General features: G+C 38.5%; 15 protein-coding genes. All 15 read left to right on the plus strand.

From position 1 onward, the window contains the following. The first annotated feature begins 243 nt into the window (after window positions 1–243). The 15 genes from JOC31_RS04040 (at window position 244) to nt5e (ending at window position 17,003) form a co-directional block, all read left to right on the plus strand. Entirely contained in the window at window positions 244–1,233 is a 990-nt protein-coding gene (locus JOC31_RS04040) for an O-antigen ligase family protein (RefSeq protein ID WP_205016889.1), read from the plus strand. Beyond that, the gene (locus JOC31_RS04045; RefSeq protein ID WP_205016890.1) at window positions 1,230–2,264 is read left to right on the plus strand and encodes a glycosyltransferase family 2 protein; all 1,035 of its coding nucleotides are present in this window, start codon (window positions 1,230–1,232) and stop codon (window positions 2,262–2,264) included. The genes JOC31_RS04040 and JOC31_RS04045 overlap by 4 nt, the downstream gene beginning before the upstream one ends. 4 nt (window positions 2,265–2,268) lie before the next feature. Continuing rightward, the gene (locus JOC31_RS04050) at window positions 2,269–3,699 is read left to right on the plus strand and encodes an oligosaccharide flippase family protein (protein ID WP_205016891.1); all 1,431 of its coding nucleotides are present in this window, start codon (window positions 2,269–2,271) and stop codon (window positions 3,697–3,699) included. A gap of 95 nt (window positions 3,700–3,794) precedes the next feature. Then, a complete protein-coding gene (locus JOC31_RS04055) occupies window positions 3,795–5,021 on the plus strand; it encodes a hypothetical protein (RefSeq protein ID WP_205016892.1) in 1,227 nt (408 codons plus the stop codon). Between the two features lie 246 nt (window positions 5,022–5,267). Beyond that, window positions 5,268–6,065, plus strand: coding sequence for a dihydroorotate dehydrogenase electron transfer subunit (locus JOC31_RS04060; RefSeq protein ID WP_205016893.1), 798 nt, complete (start codon window positions 5,268–5,270; stop codon window positions 6,063–6,065). A gap of 8 nt (window positions 6,066–6,073) precedes the next feature. After that, window positions 6,074–7,018 (plus strand): dihydroorotate dehydrogenase, encoded by a 945-nt coding sequence (locus JOC31_RS04065; RefSeq protein ID WP_205016894.1) that lies wholly within the window; start codon window positions 6,074–6,076, stop codon window positions 7,016–7,018. 52 nt (window positions 7,019–7,070) lie between these two features. Further along, window positions 7,071–7,556, plus strand: coding sequence for a prolyl-tRNA synthetase associated domain-containing protein (locus JOC31_RS04070; protein ID WP_205016895.1), 486 nt, complete (start codon window positions 7,071–7,073; stop codon window positions 7,554–7,556). A 242-nt stretch (window positions 7,557–7,798) separates the two neighbouring features. Further along, entirely contained in the window at window positions 7,799–8,491 is a 693-nt protein-coding gene (pyrF, locus tag JOC31_RS04075; protein ID WP_205016896.1) for an orotidine-5'-phosphate decarboxylase, read from the plus strand. Window positions 8,492–8,548: 57 nt separating this feature from the next. Continuing rightward, window positions 8,549–9,178 carry an orotate phosphoribosyltransferase gene (gene pyrE, locus JOC31_RS04080; protein WP_205016897.1) on the plus strand — a complete coding sequence of 210 codons (630 nt, stop codon included), beginning with the start codon at window positions 8,549–8,551 and terminating at the stop codon, window positions 9,176–9,178. A gap of 111 nt (window positions 9,179–9,289) precedes the next feature. Beyond that, on the plus strand, window positions 9,290–10,735 hold the full coding sequence (locus JOC31_RS04085; RefSeq protein WP_205016898.1) for an amidase: 1,446 nt from the start codon (window positions 9,290–9,292) through the stop codon (window positions 10,733–10,735). 95 nt (window positions 10,736–10,830) lie between these two features. After that, complete coding sequence (locus JOC31_RS04090) at window positions 10,831–11,679, plus strand: transporter substrate-binding domain-containing protein (protein WP_205016899.1); 849 nt, start codon at window positions 10,831–10,833, stop codon at window positions 11,677–11,679. Between the two features lie 14 nt (window positions 11,680–11,693). Further along, a complete protein-coding gene (locus JOC31_RS04095; protein WP_205016900.1) occupies window positions 11,694–12,347 on the plus strand; it encodes an amino acid ABC transporter permease in 654 nt (217 codons plus the stop codon). A gap of 243 nt (window positions 12,348–12,590) precedes the next feature. Beyond that, window positions 12,591–13,244: a uracil-DNA glycosylase gene (locus tag JOC31_RS04100; protein ID WP_205016901.1), complete on the plus strand. Its 654-nt coding sequence runs from the start codon at window positions 12,591–12,593 to the stop codon at window positions 13,242–13,244. Between the two features lie 12 nt (window positions 13,245–13,256). After that, on the plus strand, window positions 13,257–14,531 hold the full coding sequence (locus JOC31_RS04105) for a dihydroorotase (protein ID WP_205016902.1): 1,275 nt from the start codon (window positions 13,257–13,259) through the stop codon (window positions 14,529–14,531). A 93-nt stretch (window positions 14,532–14,624) separates the two neighbouring features. After that, window positions 14,625–17,003, plus strand: a complete 2,379-nt coding sequence (gene nt5e / locus JOC31_RS04110; protein ID WP_205016903.1) for a cell surface ecto-5'-nucleotidase Nt5e — start codon at window positions 14,625–14,627, stop codon at window positions 17,001–17,003. The last annotated feature ends 125 nt before the right edge of the window (window positions 17,004–17,128 follow it).

Consider the following 17,128-nt stretch of genomic DNA (forward strand, 5'->3'; position numbering starts at 1 on the left):
CTTTACTTGTTTCCACTAATAATTACATTTGCAATAAATGTTTCATTTAGTAGTGAGAAGTTTGTAATTGTAGGAGAGCATATATCATATAGTGTAAATAGTACTGTCATCTTTATTCTAATACTATTTTTATTCTCACTGAGTCGGAATTTTAGAATAGATTTCCTATATACATATTTTATTATAAAAATTTTCTATGATATTCTTCAATGGAATTTAGGACAAATATATAATCAACCTAAATTGTTTACGTTATTAGTAGCTGATATTACAATTTTTTTATTGTTAATTGTATTTGTCAATTTTCCAAAGCTTAATTTGAAAAATTTTTTATATTCTATTAATTATCTCGCCTTAGTAGATGGTTGTATTTCAATTTTGCAACTGATTACCAAAAAAAGTCTGTTGCTATCTAATTGGGAAGGTCATATTTTATATACTGAAGGGGTTAAAGATTCTTATCGTGCTATTGGGATAGCAGGATCAAATAATGCTGCGGGTAACTTAGGTGCTATTTTATTTATAGTTGTGTTGTTTAATGTTATAAAAAATAAAGATAATTTTTCAAAGATTTGTCTTATTTTAGCGCTTGTAGCAACAGCACTTTCTCAAACAAGGATCGGTATTGTAGCTATTGTTATTTGTTTACTTTTCTACTATGGAAGAAATATTCTGAAAGACCACATCATTCGGATCACTAAGAATCAATTGTACTTGTATATCACTGGATTTGTACTGGGGATTAGTGCAGTATTATTATCACTTAATAAAATTTTAGCAATCTTATTTTTTGATAGAGGAAATACCGCATCAGTTAGGTTTGTTCAATTTGAGAATGTATATAATTTTGCGATTAAAGAACATTTTTTTACTGGTATAGGCTTAGGGCAATGGAGATCATTTATCTATTCTAAGATATCCTTACCAGATGTCTATATTCACTCTCAGTATATTAGTACCCTTGCTGAACAAGGTATCATAATTTTTATTCTATTTGTGCTCTTCAACTTCTATTTACTAATAAATACATTGAAGTTTTTCAAAGATGAGACAATTTATTACGATTTAACGATTTGTTTATTCTTAGTAAATATAATCTGTTCAAACTTCAATCCAAATCAGCTCTATTTTACAAATAATATTGTTTACTATATGGTTATGTTTGGGTTATATTGTTACGGAAAAAATAAATCAAAATCTACTTATATATTAACAATACGGGGACTACAATGATTTCAATAATTATCCCAATTTACAACGTTGAACAATATCTTGAGCAATGCTTAGAGAGTATCAGGAACCAGACTTTTTCCGAATTCGAGGTTATTTTGGTAAATGATGGTTCTACAGATAATAGTGCTAAAATTTGTGAGGCCTATTGTCGTATTGATCACAGGTTTAGATTATTCCATAAACAAAATGAAGGGCAAGGCATTGCGAGGAATTTTGGGATTTCTATGGCTAATGGTCAATGGTTGACATTCGTTGATTCTGATGACTATCTTGATAAAAATTATCTAGAGTTATTAGTTAAACCTACGACAATGATTAACAGTATTGATTTGGTGATAGGTGGCTATAAAAAGGTTGATAATGAAGAGCAAGTTTTTTATAAAGAAATTTATCCAGAACGAACAGTCTCAACTCAAGAGCTCTCTCATAAAATTTTAGGGGCAATTCCTGATAGAGAGGATTCAATAAAGGGAACAGTTTGGAATTCACTTTATAAAACTGATATCATTTCTTCAAATAACATCACTTTCCAATCAGAGAGAGTCTTCTTTTCAGAGGACACACTATTCAATCTTGATTACTTAAAATACTCAAAAGAAAATTACTTGGTTTCAAGTGATGCTTATTGCTATCGATTAAACCTATCATCCACTTCGACAAAATTTGATGGTAAAAAATTACAATTGATTAATGACTATTACCATTATGTACTTAATCGTTTTGGCGAGGATGACAGAGAAGCTAAAATTCGTGTTTCAAAAATATACCTTGTTAATTTAAAAAGGGTTATTTTTCAAGAGAAAATTAATCCAAAGAATTATCATCTGCGAGATATTTTAAAAAATATTAGAGAAATTCTATCTGATAACACTGTAAGAGAGGTTTTGTCAGATTATCCTATTAACCAATTAAATAATCGGAAATCACAAGTAATATTTCAATTATGTAAGTATAAGCAGGCAATGTTGCTTTCATATTTAATTTGGAATGGGATAGGGAGAGATAAGCGCTACGTAAAGGAAAAAGGATGAGTTTATGAAAATCTTAAAAAACTATTTCTACACGATGTCTTACCAAGTCATAGCAATTATCCTTCCATTTATTACAGTTCCTTATATCTCTCGAGTATTGGGAGCTGAAGCGGTAGGGATAAATTCTTATACTACTGCCATTATTACTTATTTTGTTATGATTGCGAATGTTGGCTTAACGCTCTATGGGAATAGGACGATTTCTTATTTAAGAGAGTCTATGGAGGAAAGAAGTCAAAAATTTTGGGAGATTGTCTTTATCAAATGGATAATGGCAGCAGTCTCATTAATACTTTTTACAATCTTCATTTTGATTTATAAAAAATACTCAGAATTTTTATTTTGGCAGTCGTTACAAATTTTAGGAGCAGCCGTTGATATTTCGTGGTTTTTTACTGGCTTAGAGGATTTCAAAAAAACAGTTACACGAAATATTATCATCAAAATTGTATCGGCAATGTTGATTTTTACATGTGTAAAAAGTCCCAGTGATTTAGCGCTCTATATCATAATAGTTGCAGGCTCTAATTTAGTTGGTAACATCACAATGTGGACGTATATGAGGAAATTGCTCGTTCCTATTGATTGGAAAGAATTAGCTATTTATGTCCATTTTTTACCAGTATTTTTGTTATTCATCCCTCAATTGGCAAATCAATTGTTTATGACGATAAATAAGCTCTTGCTAGGTAATTTATCATCGATAAGTCAGACAGGTTACTTTGACAATGCTGATAAGATTGTCAGATTACTATTGACCGCAATCACATCGGTAGGTACAGTTATATTTCCTCGTTTAGCAAATAGTTTTAAAAAGGGTGATTCAAAAAGTGTAGAACACTTTTTGAAATTGTCTTTTGATGCTGTCAATTTAATTTCTATTCCCATTGCATTTGGTCTCATTGCTATCAGTAAACCTTTTTCTGCTATCTACTTCGGAAAAGAGTTTTCAGGGATAGAGGTAGTCGTTTCTATCTTAGCTATTGAATTGATTTTTATGGGATGGTCTACGGTTTTAGGCAATCAGTTTCTAGTTGCTATCGATAAAGTTAAAGGTTTGACGGTATCGGTTACTGTTGCAACTATTGTGTTATTGATTTCATCTTTGTTACTGGTCCCAGTATATGGTGCAGCCGGCGCAGCCTTTACATCAGCCTTTGGTGAGTTTACTATTGCCATTGTTCAAATCTTATATGTCAGAAGATACATCAAGCTGAAGCCAGTGTTCTCTGGTTTATATAAGTTTTTTGTAGCTGGTGTGCTAATGCTTATTAGCTGCTATGTCGTCAGTTTGTTTAATATCAGTAATAACTTTTTATCTATAGTTGTTCAAGTTGCCATAGGAGGTATTACCTACCTAATGACGTTATTAATACTGAAACCTGATATTTTGAATATTGAAAAGCTTAAAGAAACGTTTTTATCAAAATGCTAATGTTTACCTAATCTAAAATATGAAAAAATTCTAATTCCTAATTGACTATTTATATGATATAATGAAAGATAGTAAAAGTAGGAAGGGAGAGTACCATGTCGGCATCAGCGAACAATTCTCATAAATTGTTAGTACGTACATTAACGATTAGTTTACACTATTTAGGTTTGTTTGAAGATGAGTTGAACTTGATCGTGACACGTCCGTCAGTACTTTCTCCACTATTGTCTCCGATTGTTGTCAGAGATGATTCGCGACTTTTGTTGGCAGCATTTTCGAAAATCACTAAGCAAAGAGAGTTGATTAAGAGTTCTTTTTGGTATGATAACCATGGGTTTTATCTCTTAAATGAGTCCTTGAATCTTGTTGAGACGTGGACCGATATGATAGATGATTTGATCTATTTTTCATATACATTGTCTTTGATTCAAGGGATTTTACGTGAGGGGAAAAAACGAAATTATGGCATCTTAATCAATAATTTGACTTCTTTGATTGAGATCAATGATTCTCTAAAGGCTGTTAACGATGTTTACCGTAGTCATGATGCGCTTCATTTAGATTCTGAAAGAATCTTGTCATATCTTGATAATCAAGATAGTCTGATAGACGCCAATACAGCACCTCAATCAACACCAACAAAGTCTATAAGTGAACAGTTACCTCTTTCAGTTCCTCGTATTCCAAGGCCAGGTGATCGTATCAGTATAAGGCGACCAAGGAATGAACAGATGGCGCTCATGTCATCGGAAGAGTTGGAGCGTAGTCTTGTCCAGTCGATTTCTGAGAGTTTAGCCTCGTCTGAGCATTTCTTCCAAAGTACTTCACAAAGCATTGCTTGTTCAGAGTCTTTAGCCTTGAGAGAGACAGTTGATCTCTCTTACACCTTTATGGGTGTTCGTAGTGTCTCTAAGAGTCCTCAAACGGTAGTTGAAGAGGAATTTAGTCATACTAGCAAGGAAACTTTTAGTTTTGATCAAACGATTCTCTCTGATGTGATGTCAGCTGAGGATCTTGTTGGCCAAGTCAAACATTGCTTATTTGACTTGGCACCGAGCTCAGTATTTGTTATTGATCCAAAGCAGTCTTTAAAAGGAAATTTATCGAGTTTCTTGGGATTTAAGAGCTTTGATTACTTAGACCAGGATGGTGTGTTGGATGTTGCTCAAGTGAAGTCTCATTTGTTGGCAAATCCTGCCATGGCATATATTTTTTATCCAAGTCAATTGATAGAGACTTCTAGTTTTTCTGAGCAATTACAGCATTTAAAAGCCTCTTTCCCAAATATCAAAATCAATTCATTTTTAGTTGACAAGTATTAGTATCTAGTCTATAATAGTTACAATTTGTAAACCTTTAAGTTCGTCCAGAGAGGCGGCAAGGGACAGTTTGAGAACTGTGATGTAGCTAGTTAGCCGACTGCGGTTGGTGTTTAAAGTAGCATATATAAAATTATGTTACAATAAAGTCTTTTGAGACAGTTCGGGTGACTTCTGTGGCCTGAATAAGCTTACAAACCTTGCTGCCTTTGGCGGTGAGGTTTTTGTTATGTAGGAAAGGATACTTTAATGAGTTCAAATTGTGGAAACCGTCATTTTTTGAAAGAGGATTTAACAATAGTCAGCCAAAGCGAGATTGCTCCTCGCATTTTTGAGATGGTTTTATCGGGTAAAATGGTAGCCTATATGAATGTTGGACAGTTTCTACATCTCCGTGTTCCAGATCCATCTAAACTACTACGACGCCCTATTTCGATTTCTGAAATTGATAAAGAAAAAGGTCAGGCGACTATTGTTTACCGTGTTGAAGGCGGAGGTACAGCTCTGTTGGCTAAGCTACAAGCTGGAGATAGTATTGATACTATGGGACCGCAGGGAAATGGATTTGATCCATCTGTATTAGCAGCAGGTCAAAAAGCTCTTCTTATTGGTGGTGGAATCGGTGTTCCACCTTTAGTTGAATTAGCTAAGCAGCTACATGCTAAAGGTGTTGAGGTTGTTTCAGTCATCGGCTTTGCTAATAAGGACGCTGTTATTTTAGAAGAGAAGCTAGGTCTTTATGGTGATGTTTATGTGACCACAGATGATGGTTCCTATGGTATTAAGGGGTATGTCTCTACTGTCGTAGATGGCTTCGATTGGACTGCGGATGCTGTATTTTCTTGCGGGGCTCCTGGTATGCTCAAGTATGTTGATCAGAAATTTGAAAATCATCCAAATGCTTACTTGTCTTTAGAATCTCGTATGGCTTGTGGCATGGGGGCTTGTTATGCTTGTGTTGTTCCAGTTAAAGGAGACGACAAGTCTAAGAATAAGCGTGTTTGTGAGGAAGGTCCTGTTTTTGAGGCAGGCAGTATTATGTTATAGGAGGGTCTATGTCTCGTAATCGTCTAGCAATCAAGCTTCCAGGGCTTGATTTGAAAAATCCTATTATTCCTGCGTCAGGTTGTTTTGGTTTTGGGCAGGAGTACGCTAAGTACTATGATCTTAATCAACTAGGATCCATCATGATAAAGGCGACGACTAGTCAGCCGCGTTTTGGGAATCCAACGCCACGAGTCGCAGAAACACCATCTGGAATGCTCAATGCCATTGGTCTGCAAAATCCAGGAATTGATCTTGTCTTATCTGAAAAACTTCCTTGGCTGCAGGAGCATTATCCTGATTTACCCATCATTGCCAATGTCGCTGGTTTTTCAAACGAGGAGTATGCTGAGGTATCTCATAAAATATCTAGAGCTAAAAACGTTGCTGCAATCGAGCTTAATATTTCCTGTCCTAACGTGGATCATGGTAATGCGGGGCTTTTGATTGGGCAAGTTCCTGAGCTGGCTTATGCTGCAGTGAAAGCAAGTGTTAGTCATTCTGATGTACCTGTTTATGTTAAGTTAACGCCTAGCGTTGCTGATATTACGACAGTAGCTAAAGCAGTCCAAGAAGCAGGTGCAACTGGCTTTACCATGATCAATACTTTGGTCGGTACACGTTATGATTTAAAGACTCGCCAACCGATTATTGCTAATGGTCAAGGTGGCATGTCTGGTCCAGCTGTCTTTCCAGTTGCTCTAAAACTGATTCGTCAGGTGGCTCTGGCTTCTAATTTGCCTATTATTGGGATGGGTGGTGTGGACTCAGCAGAAGCTGCCATAGAGATGATGATTGCAGGAGCGTCAGCCATTGGCGTTGGGACTGCCAATTTCACTGATCCCTATGCTTGTCCAACTATTATCGAACGTTTGCCTGATGTGATGGATAAGTATGGCATAGCAGATCTTGAAACACTTCGTCGTGAAGTACGTGAGAGCTTGAAAGGAAATTAGCTCTGCTATTTCCCTAAAAATGGAAATCAAATAGAGAAGGTAGGTGTGCTATATGGTATTTGCGACTGACAAGGAAGCCTATGATTTATTGGCTAAACTAGATATTGCCTATGATCGTTTGGATCATCATGCAATCACTTCAGTTCATGATTTTGGTAGTAGCATGTCAGGACAAGGAGTAAAAAACTTGTTTTTGAAAAATAAGAAGAGCAGTCAATTTTATTTGGTTATCTTACCAGCTAATAAACAAGCCAATTTGTCCGCTTTAGGTGAACATTTAGGAGAGAAACGTCTGTCATTTGCCAGTGATAATCAATTAGAAGAATTGCTTCATGTTCCAGCAGGAACAGTGACACCCTTTGGTCTTTTGTTTGATAAGGAACGTAAAATCCGTGTCATTGTGGATGCTGAGGTGGATCGTACTGCAAGTATTGGTTTTCATCCTTTCATTAATACAAGTACGCTGAGTATTGCTTATGCTGATTTGGAGTGTTTGGTGGCATTTCTGGGTTATCAGATTGAAGTCATTATCTGTTGAGACATTTATCTTTTCTTGACAAATGGTATAAAGCCATGCTAAAATAAAATTAACTAAATAACCTTTAATCATGTCCAGAGAGGCGAGAAAGGTTGGTTGCCTGCGGGTAACTATCTACGAATAAGAGAGAAGTTAATCTTCTCTATACAGAAGGGAAATTAGCCTTCTTTTCGTGTAACCTCGTCTCCTGACGAGGTTTTTCTTATGTCTGGTCAGCCGACTGCGAGAAGAAAGGAAGAAAAATGAGAGAAGAACGTCCGATTATCGCCCTTGATTTTCCCTCTTTTGAGGATGTCAAAACTTTCTTAAATCTATTTCCGAGTGAGGAAAAACTGTATGTCAAGATTGGTATGGAACTGTACTATGCTGCAGGTCCAGAGATTGTTCGTTATGTCAAAAACTTAGGTCACTCAGTTTTCTTGGATTTAAAACTCCATGATATTCCCAATACCGTTGGTTCTGCGATGGCAGTTCTAGCTAATCTTGGTGTTGATATGACCAATGTTCATGCTGCTGGTGGTGTTGAGATGATGAAAGCAGCTCGTCAGGGTCTTGGAGAAGGTCCAAAATTGATTGCAGTGACACAGTTAACGTCAACATCAGAAGAACAGATGCGTGATTTTCAGAATATCCAAACAAGTTTGGCTGAGTCAGTGGTACATTATGCGAAAAGGACTGCAGAAGCTGGTCTTGATGGTGTGGTTTGTTCCGCCCATGAAGTAGAGGCTATCAAAGCAGAGACATCACAAGATTTTGTCTGCCTGACTCCAGGTATTCGCCCGGCAGGTTCGGCTGTGGGAGACCAAAAGCGTGTTATGACACCAGCAGATGCTAAGGTGATTGGGTCAGACTTCATTGTTGTTGGTCGTCCGATCACGCAGGCAGAGGATCCAGTTGCTGCTTATCAAGCTATCAAGGCAGAATGGAATGCCTAGACTGGGTTTTAGAACAGTATTTTATATCAACTATTGAACTTATATAAGGAGAATATGATGACTTTAGCAACACAAATCGCATCAGATTTATTGGATATTAAAGCAGTTTACTTACAACCTGAGGATCCTTTTACATGGGCATCAGGTATTAAATCCCCAATTTACACGGACAATCGTATCACGCTATCTTACCCAGAGACACGTACCTTGATTGAAAATGGTTTTGTTGAAAAAATCAAGGAAGAGTTCCCGGAGGTAGAGGTTATTGCAGGAACGGCGACGGCAGGGATTCCTCACGGAGCTATCATCGCTGATAAAATGGAGCTTCCGTTTGCTTACATCCGTTCAAAACCAAAAGATCATGGAGCTGGTAATCAGATCGAAGGACGTGTTCCAAAAGGTTCTAAAATGGTCATCATAGAAGATTTGATTTCAACCGGTGGTTCTGTTTTAGATGCTGTTGCAGCAGCTCAACGCGAAGGAGCAGAAGTTTTGGGAGTTGTTGCTATCTTTACCTACGAATTGCCAAAAGCGACAGAGAATTTTGATCATGCGGGTGTGAAATTGGTAACCCTCTCTAACTACTCAGAGCTCATCAAGGTAGCTAAGGTGCAAGGATACATCACTGCTGATGGCTTGCAACTCTTGAAAAAATTTAAAGAAGATCAAGAGAACTGGCAAAATTAATCGAATAACTAGAGTCCTAGAGAAAATTCCTTTACAATAGAGGAAGGAGTTCTCTGGGGCTTTTTAGGTTAGGTAAGGAGTTTCAAATATGAGTGCTATCAAGGAGTTAAAATGTTAGAAAATGATGCTACAGGTTTAGCAGCTGCCGTTAGATGTCGGGATATTTCTGCTATTGAGCTAGTTGAGGCTACAATAGAAGAAGCCGAGAAGCAGAATACCAACATCAATGCAATCACTGGTCGTCGATATGAAGAAGCATTGAAGGAAGCTAAGGAAAGAGTGTTTTCAACCCAGCCTTTTGCAGGAGTGCCGATTTTTTTGAAGGACTTGGGGCAAGAAAAAGAGGGAGATATTTCAACCGCAGGGTCACCATTATTTGCAAGAGCTATCTCTAGAAGGACAGATAACTATGTCGCAAGGCTTGAAGAGCTAGGCTTTATTGTACTGGGAAGAACAAGCACGCCTGAGTTTGGTTTCAAGAATATTTCTGATAGTCAGTTGCATGGTAATGTCAATCTTCCAGATGATACGAGTCGAAATGCAGGAGGCTCATCAGGTGGTGCAGCAGCGTTACTAGCATCGGGAGCCGTCACTTTAGCACCAGCTAGTGACGGAGGAGGCTCTATCCGCATACCAGCTTCCTTTAATGGCTTAATCGGATTGAAACCAACTAGGGGAAGAATACCGGTTGGACCAACTGCTTTTCGAGGATGGCAAGGAGCTTCTGTTAACTTTGCTTTAACCAAATCAGTCCGTGACACTAGAAATTTGCTGTATCATTTTCAAACCTGTCAGCTAGAGAGTCCATTTCCTCTTCCTGTGTTATCTCAGGATTCTTTGTATCATTATCAAGCAAAACCTTTGCGAATTGCTGTCCTGCTAGAATCTCCCATCGGAGGTGAGGTTTCTTCTGATGCTGTTTCAGCCGTAGAGACAGCGGTTCAATTTTTGGAAAGTCAAGGACATGCTATCACTTACCTCACAGAACAACCAATCAATGGGATAGAGGCGATGCAGTCTTACTATGTTATGAATTCGGTAGAAACAGCTGCGATGTTTGATCGGATAGAGGAGGCCTATGGTCGTCGTATGACTATGGAAGATATGGAATTGATGACCTGGGCTATTTATCAGAGTGGTCAACAGATTACCGCCAAGGACTACAGTGCTGTGTTGGCTAAGTGGGATACTTATAGTCATGAAATGGCACTGTTTCATGAAGTTTATGATTTGTTAGTAACACCTACGACCGCTCAAGTCGCTCCTAAACAGCATCAATTCGACCTAGATTCGAGACTAAAAGAGAAATTGGCTATGATGGATGCCTTTAAACCTGCGCAGCAACAGGAGTTAATCTGGCAGATGTTTTCAGAAAGTTTGGATTGGACACCCTATACTCAGCAGGCTAATTTGACAGGTCAACCAGCAATTAGTTTGCCTGTTTATCGCAATAGCGAAGGCTTATCGTTAGGAGTTCAACTGACCGCTGCAAAAGGGCGTGAAGACCTACTTCTAGCAATAGCAGAGCTATTTGAGCAAAATGGATGCTTTCGGTGAGTGAGCAGATTTCTTGCGCAAAGACTTTAGATAAGGTATTTTATTATTGTAAGCGTTTTTAGAAAGCTTATGAAAAAGTATAAAAGGATACGGATATGAAAAAATTTATTTCGTTGCTTAGTCTCGCTCTAACGCTCTTTGTGTTAGCTGCTTGCTCAACCAATACCTCAACTTCTGATCAGTGGAAGTCAATTGAAAAATCTGGCACTCTCAAAGTCGCAACTTCAGGAACCTTGTATCCTCAGTCTTATCACGATGATGATAACAAACTGACAGGCTATGATGTTGAAATCATTAAAGAAATTGCAAAGCGTCTGGACTTAAAAGTTGATTTTACTGAGATGGGTGTGGATGGCATGTTATCAGCACTCGATAGTGGACAAGTAGATGTTGCAGGTTATTCTATTGAGAAAGACAGCAAAAATGCTAAGAAATTTCTCTACACAGAAGCGCATAAGTATTCTTTTGGTTCAATGATTGTTCGTCAGTCAGATGATTCAGGTATCAAGTCATTAGACGACCTAAAAGGTAAGAAGGCTGCGGGTGCTTCAACAACTTCATACATGAAAGTCGCCAAGAAGTATGGTGCTGAATTGGTCATTTATGATAATGTCACCAACGATGTTTATCTGCAAGATGTTGCTAATGGGCGTACGGACGTTATCTTGAATGATTTTTACCTTCAATCTATGGCAACTAAGGCATTGCCTGATATCAAGGTTAAGGTATTAGAAGGTGTTTACTATAATCCTTCTCAAGCTAATTTCGCCATTAAATTGGGCAATACTACCTTACAAACAAAGATGAACGAAGCTCTTGAAGCGATGAAGAAAGATGGAACCCTTACTAAATTGTCAGAGAAATTCTTTGCTGGACAGGATGTCTCTAAAGAAAAGGATTATGATTTCCAAAAAATCGACGTCTCAGATGTCGTTATTGAATAAAGAAAGTAAGTGCGATGCGGTTTATTGATTTTGGCTTGATGTTGGATAGCCTGTCTTATGTTTTGAGAGGTTTACCATATACATTAGGAATCGCTGTCTTGAGTTTTTCAACAGGAATGGTTTTGGGATTCTTCTTGGCGCTCATGCGAAGTTCTAAGAACTGGTGTTTATCGGGTTTGGCTAGAGGCTACGTTTCTATCATGAGAGGCGTTCCGATGATTGTCGTCTTATTCATGCTTTTCTTTGGTCTACCTTATTTTGGGATTCAGTTACCTGCCTTGCTGTGTGCTTATATAGGATTTAGTCTGGTCTCGGCAGCCTATATTTCAGAAATTTTTCGATCTGCCATTGCGGCAGTTGATTATGGTCAATGGGAGGCGGCCAGATCTTTAGGTCTGAATCAAGCTACTATCATCAAACGTGTGATTCTACCGCAGGCATTACGGATAGCCTTACCGCCACTAGGGAATGTTGTGGTTGATATGATCAAATCTACATCACTAGCAGCCATGATAACGGTGCCAGATGTTTTTCAAAATGCTAAGATAGTTGGTGGACGTGAGTGGGACTATATGTCGATGTATGTTCTAGTTGCTATCATCTACTGGACACTCTGCTTTATTTTTGAACGCTGTCAGTCGTATTTAGAAAAACGTCTGTCTTATTAGTTATTTTTTAAGAGGAAAGTTAGTTTTTAGCACTAACTTTTTTCTTTTGCTCTTGATTTCCTCGTTTAAAATTAAAAAGGTACGGATTTTAGTTCTATAGTCTATTAGAATATGGTAAAATACGAGAGTGGGACTGTGACGATATCTGGGAGATATTTGAGTTTTAATAGAAGATAATCAAAAAGAATCTAGGATTTTTCTCCTAGTTTCATTACAGTGAACAAATCTTGGAAAGGAGATAACATGTTGCATTCGACATGGCACGATAAGGTCAAAGCTGAACTTGCCCCTCATTATTTTGCTAAAATAAATACGTTTTTAGATCAGGTTTATCATAGTGGAGTCGTTTATCCTCCACGAGAGAAGGTGTTTGCTGCTTTACAGGAAACGTCCTTTGAAGCAACTAAGGTAGTGATTTTGGGTCAAGATCCTTATCATGGTCAAGGTCAAGCTCAGGGGTTGTCTTTTTCAGTACCAGATGATTTTCCTGCTCCGCCATCTCTTAAAAATATTCTGAAAGAGCTTGAGAGTGATATCGGAAAGAGAGATCATCACGATTTAACATCCTGGGCACACCAAGGTGTCTTACTTCTAAATGCTTGTTTGACAGTCCCTGCGGGTCAGGCTAACGGTCATGCAGGTTTGATTTGGGAACCTTTTACAGATGCGGTTATTAAGGTCCTCAATCAGAAAGAAGAGCCTGTTGTGTTTATTCTATGGGGAGGATATGCTAAAAAGAAAAAAGCCTTAATTACTAATCCCACCCATAAGATTATTGAATCTGCCCATCCAAGTCCCCTGTCAGCCTATCGAGGCTTCTTTGGTAGCAAGCCGTTTTCAACGGTGAACGATTATTTAGAGCAGACGGGACAACTTCCTATTAACTGGTTACATTAAAGGAGATAACAAATGACATTATTGATTAAAAATGGACGTGTAATTGATCCTAAATCAGGATTCGATCAACAAGCAGATATTTTAGTGGAAGACAATAAAATTGTTAAAATAGCTGATACCATTGACGCTAAGGTAGATCAGGAAATCGACGCGACTGGGCTTGTTGTAGCTCCAGGCTTGGTAGACATCCATGTCCATTTTAGAGAGCCTGGTCAGACACACAAGGAGGATATACATACAGGTGCTTTAGCTGCTGCTGCAGGTGGTTTTACGACGGTCGTTATGATGGCAAATACAACGCCAACGATTTCAACGGTTGACACCTTAACTGAGGTTCTGGCGTCAGCTGCTAAGGAAGCGATTCACGTTAAGACGGTTGCGACGATTACAGACAATTTTGATGGGCAACATCTCACGGACTTCCCAGCTCTCTTGGAAGCAGGGGCAGTAGGTTTTTCTGATGACGGTATCCCTTTGACATCTGCTAAAGTGGTTAAGGAAGCCATGGATTTGGCTAAAGCTAATAATACCTTTATTAGCTTGCACGAGGAAGACCCAGAGCTCAATGGCATTTTGGGACTCAATGAAAATGTTGCTAAGAAGCATTTTCATGTTTGTGGTGCGACGGGAGTGGCTGAGTATTCAATGATTGCGCGTGATGTTATGATTGCTTATGATAGACAAGCTCATGTTCATATTCAGCATTTATCCAAGGCTGAGTCAGTCAAGGTTGTCGAATTTGCCCAGCAATTAGGTGCTCAGGTAACAGCAGAAGTAGCTCCGCAACATTTCTCAAAAACGGAAGATTTACTTCTAACAAAAGGGACTAATGCCAAGATGAATCCCCCCCTTCGTTTGGAGAGCGACCGTTTGGCAGTTATTGAGGGGCTCAAATCAGGGGTTATTTCTGTCATTGCAACTGACCACGCTCCACATCATGTGGACGAAAAGACTGTTGACGACGTCACAAAGGCTCCTTCAGGTATGACTGGGCTTGAAACATCTCTCTCTCTTGGGTTGACGCACTTGGTTGAAGCGGGACACTTGACTTTGCCACAATTTCTTGAAAAAATGACTAGTAATCCAGCGGATTTGTATGGATTTGATGCAGGTTATCTGGCTGAAAAAGGCCCAGCAGATTTCGTTATCTTCGCTGATCAAGAGGAACGCGTGGTTTCAGAAGTCTTTCAATCGAAAGCAGCTAACTCACCGTTTATTGGGGAGAGCTTAAAAGGAGATGTGAAATATACTATTTGTGACGGTAAGATTGTCTTCCAAAGGAGATAGTATTTATTTTAGCGGATGTTAGTATAAAAATCTTTAAAAAACGTTCGGTTTATGTTATAATAGTATGATAAAAAAGTGAAAAAGGAAGTAAAAATGAAGAAAAAAGCACTCTTGATTCCAGCTCTATCAACTGTCTTTTTGTCAACCTTGGTTTTGGCAAATGCTGTAAAAGCTGAGGATGCGACAACAACTGAAACAACTAGTGATGCTACAACGGTGTTGGCTCTAACAGATTCTCAAACCAGCGAAGTTAGCGAAGATACTTCTGTAGCGACTGATGCTGTAGCAACAGAAACGGCTGTAGTGACAGATGCTGCAGACGAAACGTTTGCAACAACGACAGAAGAGACGCCGGTTGAACCTGCTACAACTGCAGTTGGTGATACTACTGAAGAAAGCACACCATCATCAGATGAAATTACCATTATTCATACGAACGATGTTCACGGACGTATGCAAGAGTCTTCAGGTGTTATCGGAGATGCTAAGTTAGCAACTATTGTAAACGAAGCGCGACAAGAAGGTGAAACAGTTGTCCTTGATGCAGGAGATGTCTTCCAAGGGCTTCCAATTTCAAATAGTTCAAAAGGTGAAGATATGGCTGAAATCCTCAATACAATTGGTTATGATGCCATGACATTGGGGAACCATGAATTTGACTTTGGTCTTGAGCAATTGAAAAATCTAAGCACGCAATTGAATTTCCCAATGGTAAGTTCAAATGTTTACGTTGACGGTGCTCGTTTATTCCAAGCTTATACTATTGTTGATAAAAATAAAAAAGTTAAGGGAGATGAGTTAGTTGTCATTGGTGTCACAACACCAGAAACAGCAACGAAAACCCACCCTTCAAACGTAGAGCATGTTACTTTCACTGATCCAGTGACTGAGGTCAATAGTGTGATTTCTCAGGTAGAGGCTCAAGCAGCTGCAGAAGGTAATGAATACAAGACGTATGTGATTCTTGCCCATTTGGGTGTTGATACAACTACACCAACAGAATGGCAAGGAACTTATCTCGCAGAAGCTCTTTCTAAAAATGAGCTTCTCAAAGGTAAAAAACTAATCCTTATTGATGGGCACTCACATACTGTTCTTTCAGGAACATATGGAGATTTCACTTATAATCAGACAGGAAGCTACTTGAATAATGTCGGTATTATTAAGTTAAACTCTAAAGAAGTTTTATCTGCTGGTGTCATCTCAGCAAAAGAGGCAGAGGCTATCACACCAGATCCAACAGTTGCTGCTCTCGTTAAAGAAACTGAAGACAAATACAATGCGGATAATGCTGTTGTCGTTGTTTCTGAAAGCCCAGTTGAGTTGAATGGTGATCGTACTAATGTTCGTGTCCGTGAAACAAACCTCGGAAATGTTGTTGCAGATGCACTTTTAGACTATGGTCAAACTGGCTTTAGTCACAAGACTAACTTAGCAGTTACCAATGGTGGTGGTCTTCGTGAAACCATCAAAAAAGGCGCTCCTATTACAAAAGGTGATTTGATTGCAGTTCTTCCATTTGGTAATGTTATTTCTCAAATTAAGGTAACAGGTCAAAATATTCAAGACATGTTTGTCAAATCAGTGGGCTCTATTCTTCAAAAAGACTCAGAGGGACAATACGTACTTGATGAAAATGGTCAACCATTGATGGAACCATCAGGCGGTTATCTTCATATCGCTGGTGCTCGTGTTTACTATGATACGTCTTTGGAAAGTGATAAGCGTATTTTAGAGATTGATATTCTTGATCCAGAGACACAAACTTATAAACCGCTTGATTTGACAGCTGAATATTATCTAACCACTAATGACTTCTTAGCAGCTGGTGGAGATGGCTACACAATGTTGGGAGGTAGCCGAGAAGAAGGTCCTTCTATGGACGTTGTTTTTGCAGATTATTTGACAAGTCATGCTGATGAATTGTCATCATATGCAGTTATTAATCCAAATTCACGTGCCATTTCAATCTCTCAAGCAGCCTATGAAGCATTGAAATCAGACACTACGACAAGTGATGATACTAAAGATACTGATAAAGCATCAACACAAGATGGAAAAACAGACAAGGGTAGCGATACTGCGAAATCAAACCGCGATTCTTCAGTAATGACGCCAGATACAGATAAAACATCTACGCAAGACAGCAAAAATGGTAAAGATAGCAGTGAGCCTAAAGATTCAACTGTTACTGATAAAAACGAAGCAACAGCTGTGAAAACTAATGAACCTGTCAAAAGTGGTGGTTGGACATCGACTAGCTACCTTGCTCCTGTCTATGTGCAACCGGCTACTGTCCAAGAAAGTCGCTCCAATACAGTGTCAGTACCTGTTACTTACAAAACAAGTCATAAGACACAACCAGAAACATCACTTCCAAATACTGCAAGTCAAGAATCTCTCTTTGCTGTAATGGCAGGGCTTGCCTTGATTGGTTACGGTATGTATGGCGTTCGTCGTAAAAAATACTAGAAAACTAGAATAAAAAGCGTTTGACTTTATTGTACTGACCCCAAAAAGTTGGACACTATATTTATTGAAGGGATTTAGTTCTGTATTGCACAGGACTAAGTCCTTTTAGTTTTGCTTTGATTCGT

Source organism: Streptococcus saliviloxodontae, assembly GCF_016908655.1.
Taxonomy (GTDB): Bacteria; Bacillota; Bacilli; order Lactobacillales; family Streptococcaceae; genus Streptococcus; species Streptococcus saliviloxodontae.